Annotated in this window: 8 protein-coding genes; all 8 read left to right on the top strand. The window is 31.8% G+C overall.

Translation table 11 applies throughout. The features are described 5' to 3' along the window. The first annotated feature begins 1,079 nt into the window (after positions 1–1,079). Positions 1,080–1,733: a T9SS type A sorting domain-containing protein gene (locus tag IPK06_02960; protein ID MBK7978974.1), complete on the top strand. Its 654-nt coding sequence runs from the start codon at positions 1,080–1,082 to the stop codon at positions 1,731–1,733. A gap of 267 nt (positions 1,734–2,000) precedes the next feature. Beyond that, entirely contained in the window at positions 2,001–2,213 is a 213-nt protein-coding gene (locus tag IPK06_02955) for a hypothetical protein (protein MBK7978973.1), read from the top strand. An 819-nt stretch (positions 2,214–3,032) separates the two neighbouring features. Continuing rightward, entirely contained in the window at positions 3,033–3,611 is a 579-nt protein-coding gene (locus IPK06_02950) for a DUF2911 domain-containing protein (protein ID MBK7978972.1), read from the top strand. A gap of 141 nt (positions 3,612–3,752) precedes the next feature. Further along, on the top strand, positions 3,753–6,188 hold the full coding sequence (locus IPK06_02945; GenBank protein MBK7978971.1) for a PIG-L family deacetylase: 2,436 nt from the start codon (positions 3,753–3,755) through the stop codon (positions 6,186–6,188). After that, positions 6,181–6,333, top strand: a complete 153-nt coding sequence (locus IPK06_02940; GenBank protein ID MBK7978970.1) for a hypothetical protein — start codon at positions 6,181–6,183, stop codon at positions 6,331–6,333. Before IPK06_02945 ends, IPK06_02940 begins: the two co-directional genes overlap by 8 nt. Positions 6,334–6,360: 27 nt before the next feature. After that, positions 6,361–8,043 (top strand): sodium:solute symporter, encoded by a 1,683-nt coding sequence (locus tag IPK06_02935; GenBank protein MBK7978969.1) that lies wholly within the window; start codon positions 6,361–6,363, stop codon positions 8,041–8,043. 311 nt (positions 8,044–8,354) lie between these two features. Then, entirely contained in the window at positions 8,355–9,917 is a 1,563-nt protein-coding gene (locus tag IPK06_02930) for a carboxylesterase/lipase family protein (GenBank protein MBK7978968.1), read from the top strand. Between the two features lie 728 nt (positions 9,918–10,645). Then, a complete protein-coding gene (locus IPK06_02925) occupies positions 10,646–13,678 on the top strand; it encodes a prolyl oligopeptidase family serine peptidase (protein MBK7978967.1) in 3,033 nt (1,010 codons plus the stop codon). The last annotated feature ends 108 nt before the right edge of the window (positions 13,679–13,786 follow it).

Raw genomic sequence — 13,786 nt, 5'->3', positions numbered from 1 at the left:
ATTAATAAATGATTTAATAAAAAGTTACAACATTATAATTAGGCCATAAATCAATAAAGATTTTTTGTAATTATTATATTAAATCAATTCAAAAAAGAAAACGTAAATCAATGTATTTATTTTAAACCGACTCGCAATGAATAATTTTAACTACAAAAGGGAGCAAATGAAACAATACATTAAATATTCGCATCTAAATTTAGCTCAGCAGTTCAGCCAATCTAAAAACTCCTACCTCAATAACAGCTTTACAGCAATTGTTTGTTAAGCTCCGCTGATTGAAGAAATAACACATTATGTCTATTATTTAATAAATATTTATAAAAATTAAATATAATTATTGACAATAAATAAAATAATTTGCAAGATACGTATAATAATTTTTCACTACTCCGAGAGAGTAGAATTAAGAATTCGTTTTATAATTTTCAAACCACATAACTACAGATATCTCTCCCGAAGCAGACTGTTCTAATCTAAATACTTTTATTATTTTATTTGGAGGCTAAATGCACACCTATCCCAAATATTTAATTATTTGTCTTTTATTATTTTCAAGAATTTGCTACTCTCAATGGATTCAAACAAATGGAGCTAATAATTCAACGGTCACTGGTTTTGCAGAAAATAACCAAGGTTTTTTTGCTTCATATAATGCACGTTATGATAGTGTGGGAGTGATATTTACTAATGACAACGGTGTTAACTGGTTTAATGTAAGTACTGGCTTACCGGCAAGACAGATTGATGTACTTTTTGCGGATGGTTCAAATATTTTTGCAGCAGAAAATGATGCAGGAGTATATCGTTCAACTGACAATGGATTAAGCTGGACCGTAACTGGGATTACTGTAGCATATGTTTACCGATTTGCATCAATCGGTACAAATTTATTTGCTGGCGATGCCAACAGTGGAGTATATTTATCCACGGATAACGGTGTAAGCTGGACATCAATAAATAAAGGATTGACAAATACACTTATACGTACTTTATTTGCAAATGGTACTAACTTATATGCTGGAACCCGCGGAGGCGGGGCATTTCTCTCAACCGATAATGGAGCTAACTGGACTTCAATATTAGGACTTAATAAATACGTTTACTCGTTTGCAAATATTGGATCAAATTTATTTGCTGGCACAGGTAATGCCGGAATCTTTCTATCAACCGATAACGGTATAACATGGAAAGCTGTTAATAATGGAATTACATCATTTTATCCTGTTTACTCTCTGGTTACAAGTGGCTCTAATCTTTTTGCAGGAACATACGGTGGAGGTGTCTATTTGTCCACAGATAATGGCTCGAATTGGACTGAAGTTAATGAAGGATTGACATTTAAAAGTATTCAGGTGCTTGCGGTTAGTGGTTCATATCTTTTTGCCGGTGCAGATCAAAGCGGTGTATGGCGACGTTCGTTATCAGAATTGATTACCGGAATAAATAAAAAAACAGAATATTTGCTATTTAAATTTTCTCTATCTCAAAATTACCCTAATCCGTTTAATCCAACAACAACCATTTCCTATCAATTACCTGAAAAAAGTATTGTAACATTAAAAGTCTATGATATATTAGGAAGAGAAATTGCTGAATTAGTTAATGAATCTAAAGAAGCCGGTAATTATAAGGTTACATTTGATGCAAGTAATTTAAGCAGCGGTATTTATTATTATCAAATCAAAGCTGGTAATTTTGTTCAATCACGAAAGATGCTTTTAATAAAATAGTCCGATGTAAATTATTTAATCTTATTAAGCCTTTCCTAAAAAGAAGGGCTTTTTTTTTAATCGATCTTATATAAATCCCCAAAAATTAAATTTAACAATCACTAAAATAAAGAAGGCATCCGCATGTACACACCAGCTCTATTTGAGGAGCTAATTTGAAAGCTTTATCAACTTAAACAGGTTGAGAAAAGACTTATGACTGTTTTAATTAATGAAGTGAGATGTATTTAAATAACAAAGTAAATAATAATATTCAAGCAGGTAGTAGTGGAAACAGAAATTAATTTCATGGATGAACTATTAGCAGAAGTAGAGCTCAAAGAGGATATTCAAACAGAAGCATATTTTGATCTGTTAATTAAAAAAAATATAGGTTTAGAGGAAAAAATAGCGCGTAACTTTAAAATTGCAGAGGTAGAAGTTAAAATAATTAATGATTTCTATCTTAAAAAGATGTTCTGGTTATTCTCAAGCAGCTAAAGCTAGAATTAACGAAAAGCGAAAAAAATTATAAAATTTAAAACTGTCATACATATGGGCTTTTTTAGTTGCGCTGGAGTGTTCAGCAATTATCCAACCAAAGAAATCCGGAATAATAATAATAATAATAACCGGAGCCTATTATGCAAGAATTTCAACAAGGAATTAGGAATTTCACTTAGGTTTCACTTAATCTGATCCAGTACGGCTCCTGTTCAGCACAAAAAAAGCCCAAAACAAAATTCAAACTCGGGATCAAGGATATAGGTTCCATACCCTAAATAATAATAAAATAATCTTATGTAGTTTCACATTTATCTATAAACTTTGATTGCTCCTAAATATTTTTCGAATTTACAAATCCACCATGCAAAACTAAAATTAAAGGATGTTTTATGTTTTCTGGTTCATTAAAATTTTGCAGTAAGTGAACTAAATTATATCTCCACATTCCATCAAAAAAAAGTGAATCATATTGGCAATAAATTGAACTAAATTTTGGCAATAAAATATAATTACTAAAAAATATTTTAGTGATTTTTTTATTTATTTTACATTTATAAACAATTAATTTTAGGTTATAAAATATAATTGATATAAACTTCCGAAAAATTGATTTATAATATTCTGTTATTGTAATGAAATAAGAATCCATAATAATTTCAATCGATTCCAGTTATCATGAAAATAACAATTTTAATATTTCAGAAGTCTCTAATATAAATTTCGATTTTCATTTGTTTTTAAGTCTGTAAATATTAAATTAAATAAGACACAATATCAAAATAATAAATTATCAAACAAAATAAGGAGGACTTTATGATCGATAAATTCAGAAAGTTTTTAATAATTGCTTTAATTCTAATATTCTTTGCTTCAAATTCAAATTCGCAGAATGATAAAATTAGACCAAGCTTAAATGCAAGTGTTTCGCAGACAATTGGTTTAGACACAAAAATTGATATCAATTATAGTAGACCAGGTGTTAAAGGAAGAAAAATTTGGGGAGATTTAGTTCCATTTGGTTTAACACCAGGGAACAAATATTCAGATGATAAGCCTTTCCCATGGAGAGCAGGAGCTAATGAAAATACAACTTTTGAAACCAGCAAAGATATTTTAATTGATGGCAAAAAACTTCCTGTCGGGAAATATGGGATTCACATGATTCCGGGAGAAAAAGAATGGATTGTAATTTTTAGCAAAAATAATTCACTATGGGGAAGTTATAAATATAATGAGGCAGAAGATGCATTAAGAATAACTGTAGCTCCAAAAGAAGCTCCTTTTGAAGAGTGGTTAACTTATGGTTTTGATAATTTGAATGGAACTTCAGCAACAGCATTTTTGCATTGGGAAAAACTTATTATTCCATTTCAGGTTTCAATAGTAGAATAAAATTTATAATATTACTTTAACTTAGTTATTCGGCAGCTGAATTGGAAAATATTAAGTTGCCGATATTGATCTGATATACTCAATTTTTAGGTGGATATGAATCTTCGGAAAATCTTAATCTCATTTGCAATATTTTCATCAATGATTAATTTAAATCTAATTGCACAAATTCAGCGACCTATGAATAGTGCGGAAATTATTGAATCAATTAAAAAACTAAATGTGGCTGGAAGCGTTTTGTATATTGCAGCTCACCCAGATGATGAAAATACTTCAGTGTTGGCATACTTTTCAAAGGCGAGAAAATTAAGAACTGGTTACTTAGCTTTAACTCGCGGAGATGGCGGTCAAAATTTAATTGGTTCTGAAAAAGGTGATGAAATTGGAATTATACGAACAAAGGAATTGCTTGCTGCCAGACGAATTGATGGAGCCGAACAATTTTTTACAAGAGCAATTGATTTTGGTTATTCTAAATCTCCAGAAGAATCTTTTAAGTTTTGGGGGAGAGAAAATATATTATCCGATGTTGTTTGGGTAATTCGAAATTTTAAGCCGGATATTATTATTACTCGCTTCCCATCTGATGGAAGCGGCGGACATGGTCATCACACAGCTTCAGCAATTTTAACCGAAGAAGCATTTAAAGCTGCTGCTGATTCTGCTAAATTTAAAGATCAGTTAAAATATGTTGAACCTTGGCAAGCTAAAAGATTATTTTGGAATAAGTGGCGACCATCAGATGAAGAACAAAAAGGATTGATAAAAATTAATGTCGGAGATTATAATTCAATTTTAGGAAAATCATATACCGAAATTGCAGCTGAAAGCAGATCAATGCATAAGAGTCAGGGTTTTGGAGCTTCAGAAAGACGAGGAAATATTTTTGAATATTTTGAATTGAATGCTGGGAATAAACCAAATTCTGATTTGTTTGATAATATTGATATAACTTGGAATAGAATTGAAAATAGTCAGAAAATTCAGCACCAAATTAATAAAATTATTTCTTCCTTTAATCCTGAAAAACCATCTCAATCAGTAAATGGTTTAATTGAGTTAAATAATGAATTAAACTCTATAAAAAATAATTATTGGGTTGAGCAGAAAAAGAAAGCATTACTTTCAATAATTCAATCGTGTACAGGATTGTGGTTTGAAGCAATCTCAGATGATTATTCAGCCTCTCCTGGAGATAAAATAAATTTTACCACAACATTAATAAACAGATCGGACATAAATTTTACTTTAGAAAATATATCACTTTCAGATCAACTTGCAGACTCAACAATAAATATTAAATTAGAAAATAATAATCCCGTTGAAATAAAAACTAACTTTATTCTTCCAAAAGATTTTCCAATCTCTCAGCCTTATTGGTTAAAAGAAAATAACAACGGAAAAATATTTAATGTTGATGATCAAAAATTAATTGGATTACCGGAAAATCCACCAGCAATAATAGTGTGGGCAACTTTAAAAGTGGGAAATGATATTTTAAAATTTCAAACACCTTTGGATTACAAATGGACCGATAGAGTAAAAGGTGAAGAATATAGACCATTCGAAATTCGTCCACCCGTTGTAACTTCAATTCAGAATAAATTAGAAATTTTTTCTGAAGATGCTCCCAAGGAAATTAAGGTTCGATTAAAAAGTAATACAAATAAAGTTACGGGCGTGTTAAAACTTAACGGAAATTCAGATTGGAAAGTTTCACCAAGTGAAATTCCATTTTCGTTTGATAAAAAAAATTCCGAACAAACTTTCACTTTTTCAATAACTCCTCCAAATTTTAAAAACGTAGCAAATCTAACTGCCTATATTTTAATTGATGGAAAAAAATACAACAAAGATATGGTTGAAATTTATTATGATCATATCGGTTATAACACTTACTTTCCGGATAGTAAAATTAAATTAGTAAAACTAGATATTAAAAAATTTGCCGGAACAATTGGATATATTATGGGAGCCGGAGACGATGTTCCCGAAGCACTTGAAAATTTGGGTTATAAAGTTGCAATGCTGAGTGATGAAAAACTTGACAGCGAAAATCTAAATAATTATGATGCAATTATTACCGGAGTAAGAGCTTATAACACAAGAGATAGATTAAAATTTGATCAGCTGAAATTATTGGAGTATGTGAAAAATGGCGGAACTTTGTTAGTGCAGTATAATGTTTCTTCTGGCTTACTTACTGAAAACATTGGCCCGTATCCTTTTTCAATAACTCGTGAAAGAGTTACAGATGAAGATGCAGATATTAAATTTCTAAATCCGGAAAATAAACTTTTGAATTTCCCCAACAAAATTACTAATGAAGATTTCGATAATTGGGTGCAGGAAAGAGGTTTATATTTTGCAGATAATTGGGATAAAAATTACACACCTATTTTTGCCTCGCACGATAATGGTGAAAATGATTTAAAGGGAAGTCTTCTTTTTACAAAATATGGAAAAGGTAATTTTATTTACACCGGAATTTCATTTTTCAGACAATTACCATCTGGAGTTCCCGGCGCATTCCGACTTTTTGTTAACTTAATTTCTGCAGGAAAGTCAAATGAATGAAGAACAAAATGAAAATTCTATTGAAATATTAGATGAAGAAAAACCACCAATATTTTCTTCATGGAAAAAACTTTATATAATTGTTTTAATAAATTTAATTTCACTTATTATTCTATTTTATTTATTTACAAAATATTTTAGCTGAAATTTATTCTAATTAATTGGCCGATGAATGAGTATTCTTGATTGGATTGTTCTTATAGGTTTTTTGTTGTTTGTTTTGGTTTATGGAATTTGGAAAACCAGAGGCAAAAAAAATATTCAAGAATATCTGCTTGCAAATAGATCAACTCCTTGGTACACCGTAACGCTTTCAATAATGGCGACTCAAGCAAGTGCAATTACATTTCTTTCAACTCCTGGACAAGCATATGTTGACGGGATGCGTTTTGTGCAATTCTACCTTGGTTTGCCAATTGCAATGATAATTCTTTCTATAACTGTAGTCCCAATTTTTCATCGATTAAATGTTTATACAGCTTATGAATATTTAGAGCAAAGATTTGATTTAAAAAATAGAATTTTAGGGAGTGTGCTTTTTTTAATTCAAAGAGGCATGGCAGCCGGATTTACAATTTTAGCTCCGGCATTAATTATTTCTATTTTACTGGGTTGGGATATTCAGCTTACAATTTTATCAATTGGCGGAATTGTAATTTTATACACCACTTCCGGCGGAACTGATGCTGTTAACAAAACTCACTTATTACAAATGATAATAATTACATTTGGAATGTTCTCAGCATTCTTTATGATTTTGCATTATTTACCAAACGATATTTCATTTTTAGATGCCACACATATTGCCGGGAAAATGGGCAAACTAAATGCAATTACTTTCGATTTTGATTGGTATGACAGATACAATATTTGGACCGGATTAATCGGCGGAACATTTTTAGCTTTATCATATTTTGGAACAGATCAATCTCAAGTGCAAAGATATTTATCAGGAAAGTCAATTGCACAAAGCAGAATGGGACTTTTAGCAAATGGAATTATTAAAATTCCAATGCAGTTCAGTATACTTTTTCTTGGAACAATGGTTTTTGTGTTTTATCAATTTATTACTCCGCCTCTTTTCTTTAATTCTGTTGAATTAGAAAAAGTAAAAAACAGCAATTACTCAGCTGAATATTCAAATATTAAAAATCAGTTTGATGAAATTCATAAAATAAAAAGAAATCAATTAAGGGAAATGTTAGATGCAGAAAATTCAGAAAATGAAAATGTTAATACAATTTCTGAAAAAATAAATAATTCTGTAGCCCAAGAAAAAAAACTTAAATCAGAAGTTACAAGCTTAATTAAAAAAGTTGATTCAAGTGCAGATACAAATGATATAAACTATATTTTCCTCAGTTTTGTTATAAATTATTTACCAGCGGGATTAATTGGATTAATTTTGGCTTCCATTTTTTCAGCTTCAATGTCATCAACTTCTGCAGAGTTAAATGCTTTGGCTTCAACATCTGTAATTGATATTTACAAAAGATTAATTAAATCAGATGGATCAGATAGACATTATGTTTTTGTTTCAAAATTAACAACAGTATTTTGGGGATTTTATGCAATCGGTTTTGCAATGTTCGCAAACAAATTAGGTTCGTTAATTGAAGCTGTGAATATTCTAGGATCATTATTTTATGGAACGATTTTAGGAATATTTTTAATTGCATTTTATTTAAAAAAAGTAAATGGAACAGCAACTTTTTATTCTGCAATAATTGCTGAAACAATCGTAATCTTAATTTACTTTTTCACTTCAATTCCATATCTCTGGTATAATGTAATTGGATGTTTAGTACTAATTGCCATAGCAGTTTTTCTAAATAGGTATGCAACTTATAACTAAAAAAATCAATTATTTTTGAAACTTTATAGAGACTTACTCAAAATCGTCTTCTATTTAAAATTTAATTTCAATAAAAGTGGACTCCCCGCAACTGAGTAATATTCACATAATTCGTTCTTATTATACTCTGGAAAAAAGTAGTTACCCTTAAATAATTAAATAAATATTTTTATTTTTGTATTATTGCGAGTATAATTAAGTTGTGACTTATATAAAAAGACACCATGCTAATAAGATAAAATCAAATCAAATAAAATAAATTTCAGCATTATCTCTTGAAATTTTTTAAATATATAATAAATTATAATACTATGAGACAATTAATTAACTTTATTTTACTTTTTTTTATTACAGCAGAATTTTGTGTAATTGAATGTAAGTCAAAAACAAGCAATAATCAGCAACCGATCGTAAAAACAACCTATGGGGATATATCTGGTAGTTTTAGCCATAATGTTTATGCTTTTAAAGGCGTGCCCTACGCCAAAGCTGAAAGATTTATGCCTCCGCAGGATCCTGATTCTTGGGAAGAAATTCTTAAATGTGAAGATTTTGGACCTGTTGCAAAGCAAGTAGTACCATGGTATCCCGATTCTGTACAAAGCGAAAAAGAACTCTTCAGTGTGAATGTTTGGACACAGGGAATAATGGATGGCAAAAAACGTCCGGTAATGCTCTGGTTGCATGGCGGAGGTTTTCATATTGGAGCTAGCAATGACCCGATGACTTATGGTGAAGCGTTGGCAAAAAAAGGTGATATAGTGTTTGTGTCTATAAATCACAGGTTGAACATTCTTGGTTTTCTTGATTTATCGGTATGTGGTGAAAAATATTCAAAATCAGCAAATGTAGGTATGCTCGATATTGTAAAAGCATTGGAGTGGATACAAAATAACATAGATAATTTTGGAGGCAATTCGTCTGATGTAACCATTGTGGGCGAATCTGGCGGAGGCGGCAAAGTTGGCACACTCATGTGTATGCCATCAGCAAAAGGTTTATTTAATAAGGCAATTATCCAGAGCGGTACACTTATAAATGTGATGACAAAAGAGAAATCACAAGCCTTAGGCTTAGCTGTACTTGAAAGTTTTGGGCTTACACCAAAAGAAGTTGAAAAACTAGATACAATACCATACAAGGATCTTGTAAAAGCTGGAAACGATGCAATAGAAAAAATTTCGGGCCCAAGAAAACCTGGCTCGCTAACAATGTTTGGCTTTGCACCTTCTGCTGATGGAGTGGTTTTACTTCAACAACCTTTTAGTCCGGGATTTTCCGATATTTCAAATGAAATTCCGCTTATGATAGGTTCTACGCTAAATGAAATGATGCCAACAGCATATAGCGAAAAAGATCTTACAATTGAACAGGCTAAAGAACGCTTATCAAAAAAATATCGTAATAAAACTGATCAATACATTGAGTTATTTGCAAAGGCTTATCCAAACTTTATACCTCAGGATCTACTTTCCATTGATGAGGTTTTCAGACCAAATATAATACGAACCGCTGACGCAAGAGCTTCAGAGACGAATGCCCTCATCTATGTTTATTTTTTAGCATGGAAAAGTTCAGTTGATAATGAATCAAAAGGTTCCTTTCATGGTTTAGATATTCCTTTGGCTTTTAATAATGTTGACATGAGACCCGACTGGACGGGCAATTCAGAAGCAGCCAAAAAATTAGCTGACAAAATGAGTTCTGCATGGATTAACTTCATAAAAACAGCTAATCCTAATGTAGAAGGTATACTTCCAAAGTGGGAACACTATACTGCCCAAAACGGTGCTACAATGTATTTTGATAATGAATGCAGAATTGTAAATAACCACGACAGAGAATTGATGAATTTCATCAAACAGAATAATTAGTCGGACGAGACATTTATGAATTTTATGAATGACTCTGATTATAATTTTATATTTCGCTAAAAGTTTGTATAACAGCCATAGGTTAAATGGTTATGTTAAGGGCAAGTATTTACACGAATTAAAAAGTGTATGTCGTTTCTTATACCGACCGCTAACGGAAATAAATTAAAAGCCCAGAAATTAACAACATAGAAAGCTGTTAAAACTATTCTGGAATAAATATTTTAAACTCTATCGGAAATTTAGTTTATTGCTTTTGTTTCCATCAGCATAGCTTGTCTAGGCTTATTGGGTATATCGGCTTATTCAATTGAGAGAATGAAAAAAGAGGTTAGTATCCGCAAAGTTTTAGGTTCAGGAGAGTTCGAAATAGTGTTTTTACTTACTAAAGAGTTCTTTGGAATTTTGGCATATTTGTTGCGATTTCAACTCCAATAAGTTATACCATTAATAATCCATGGCTCCAAAGTCTTCCTATTAGTGTTGACTTCGGTTTAAGAGTATTTATTTTTGGTGTGTTCATATTACTTGCATTGAGATTTGCAACTATTTTTTCACAAACTTTACTGCATTAAAGAGTAAGCCGGGGGAGTCATTTCAATTTGAATAAATATTACAATAGTTATTTACTAATTTGGTGTCACCTTAAAGTGTTAAAGCCGTCATAATATTTTTCAAATTATAAATGTAGGAAGCAAATATTTGTTCAAGATTTAGGAGATACATAGATGATTTACTCAAAACGTTTTACAGTTGGGTTTGTTGTAACAATGATTTTCACATTTTGTATCGAGACTTACGCGCAAACTTCAATTAAAGAAGAAACGCGCTTTCCCTGGGCAAGTTCACAAAAGGATTTTATAAGAGATTGGCTGATAATAGGAGGTTTCCCGAATCAAGATGAAAATGGTTTTGACACGGATTATTTGCAGGAAAACAGCGGTGAGGAGAAAATCCAACCGGTCAATGATATGACTCATACCCGTCCCGATGGATTTAAATTTTATTGGAAAAATTATGAATCTCCTTACAACTATATTAATTTTTACGATATTCTCGAAGATGTTACATACAGCAACAAAGTTGGGTATGCTTATACAAAAATAAGCAGACAGAATGCCGGTAAAGAAATTCTTTCTTTCGGAAGCAATGTGGGATGTAAAATCTGGGTGAATGGAAAACGAGTTTATTCGAACAAGAATGGCAATGCGTCCGGTGAAAATAATCAGATCGAAGTAGATTTACTAATGGGTGAAAATTCCATCCTTCTAAAATCAGTGAATGGCGGCTGGACTTGGGGTTTTTGGATGAGATTAATAAAACCGGAAAATTTTTCGCTTGTTCACGAATTCCAGCTTTCACCCGAAATTATAAAATCTTCCGACCAAAACAAACTTGTTATTAAAACCGACAGAACCTTAAACAAGGAAATTCAAAAAATTGATGTTACTGTTAAAGCAGTTGCGGCAGGCGGAAAAGTTGTTTCGGAAAAGAAAGTAAAACGCGGAGAAGAAGTAGTTATCAATACTCAAAATTGGAAGGATGGAATTTATGATATTTGTCTAACGAGTATTAACACAAAAGGACAAGTTTTAACCGCTTATTTATACTGGTACAAAGGCGACGCTGTAAAAGCTGCCAAGGATTTAATTTCGAGCGTGCCGAATAAGCCTGAAACCCCAAAAGATATGCTTCATGTTATGCTTTCGGAATTAATAATCGACAGAGTTGGAAAAGATTTATCAAATATCGATTCATCAAAAATAAGCACGCTTTATTCACCTTTGATGGAATACGAGGAATCAGTAAATAATTCTGCCGTTCACGCGAATGGATTTGTAAGACTTACTTATCGTGATGAAACCGATAATACTCCGCAATTTTGCCGCGCGTATTTACCAATGAATTACGACCCCGATAAAAAATGGCCTCTTGTTGTAAATCTTCACGGGTATTACGGAGCAAATCCTCCTTATGTAAATTGGTGGTCAATTGATTCAAGGCATATGGATTTGGTTGACAGATACCCTGTAATTGATATTGAACCTCATGGAAGAGGAAATACAAGTTACACCGGAATAGGAGAGAACGATGTATTGAAATGTATTGAGCTTGCAAATAAAATGTTTAATGTTGATGAAGACCGGATTTATTTGAAAGGTGAATCGATGGGCGGTGGCGGAACCTGGCGTGTTGGAACAATGCATACAGATATTTTTGCTGCAATTGCTCCAGTATACGGCGGTTGGGATTATCACGTAAATATGACGGAAGAACAAATTTCGAAACTAACCGAGCGGGAAAAATTCTATAATGAAAGAAGCAGCAATTTTGCACAAGCAGACGCAATGTTGACAACTCCAATATTCATTACTCACGGAGATATTGACGAATCGGTTGATGTTAATTTTTCGCGATATGCCGTAAAGATGCTTCAAAGATGGGGTTACGATATTCGTTATCACGAATATCCAGGTTACGGTCACGAAGGAATTCCATATACAGATGAAGTAATTTCGTGGTTTCTAAATCATAAAAAAAATAATGCGCCTAAAACTGTAAGAGTAAGATCTGCTGCCTTAAACTCAGCAAAATCAAACTGGGTAAAAGTATTACAGCGCGAAAATCCTTTTGCATTTATCGAAGCTGAAGCTGAAGTTTTAATAAATAACACAATAAGATTGGCAACTGAAAATGTAATTTCCGTTGAATTGACTCCGCCTGTTGCTCTGATAAATCCAAAAGAAAACGTTACAGTGGTTTGGAATGTTAATGATATCCGTGAAGTGGAGGTAAAAGATGGCAAAATAATTCTTACAGATAAAAATTACAAAACTTCTGCAAAATCTAAAAATCCCGAAATTGAAGGTCCGATTTCGGAAGTAACAACTACTCCGTTTGCAATTGTTATCGGAACTTCTTCCAAAGATACTTTAATGAATAAATTGTGCAGGATTAAAGCAACTGAATTTGTAAGTTATTGGAAAAACTGGCAAAAATATGAGCCGCGTGTTTTTCTTGATACAGAATTGAGTGAAATCGATATGGCAAAATACTCGCTTATTCTATACGGCGATGCGGAAGCAAATTTAATTACTAAAAAAATAGGAAATAAAATTCCATTAAAAATTTCATCAAGTAATATTGAAATATCGGGTAAAGTTTTTGAAGCAAAAGATGCCTGTGTACAAATGGTTTATCCGCACCCGTTGAATGATAAAAGATATGTAACAGTTATCGGGGGTACATCTGCAGCTGGAATGTACTTTTACACAAACGGCGAAGAGGATTTCGATTTCTTCATTAAAGATGGAAGTGTTGTAAACAGAAGTCTTGGATTCCCATCCGATAAACTTATTATTGCGCGGGGAATTTTTGATAATAATTGGAAAATTAGCGACAAATATACCGAAACAGGCGACTTTGATCTTAGAAAAAAATGCCCGTATAGGAGAGTTCAGTCCGATTTTACAACAATAATTGAGAATTTACCTTTAGTTGATAAGGAAATATTAAATACTTACATCGGAAAATATGAAATCCAGCCTGGGGTTAATATTAATGTATTTATTGAATCAGGAAATTTGATGGGAAACAGCCCGGACGGACAGAAATTCAAATTATTCCCGATTTCCGAAACAGATTTTTTTATTGATATGGCTGACGTTTTGTTAATGTTTAAAAAGAATAACGACGGAATTGTTGACGGTGTTGAAATCATTCAAAACGGTAATAAAATGATTTCCCGAAAAGTTAAGTAAGACCCAAAATTAAAGATTATAAAATTTGTCCGATAGAGATAACTATTGTTACTCAATTGACAAATTTTTTTGTAAACAGTCAATATTTTGGTAATCTCATAATTTTTG

This window comes from Ignavibacteriota bacterium, from assembly GCA_016713565.1.
In the GTDB taxonomy this organism is placed as follows: domain Bacteria; phylum Bacteroidota; class Ignavibacteria; order Ignavibacteriales; family Melioribacteraceae.
The sequence above is the reverse complement of the archived record's forward strand: the minus strand, read 5'-3'. Positions and strand labels throughout refer to the sequence as shown.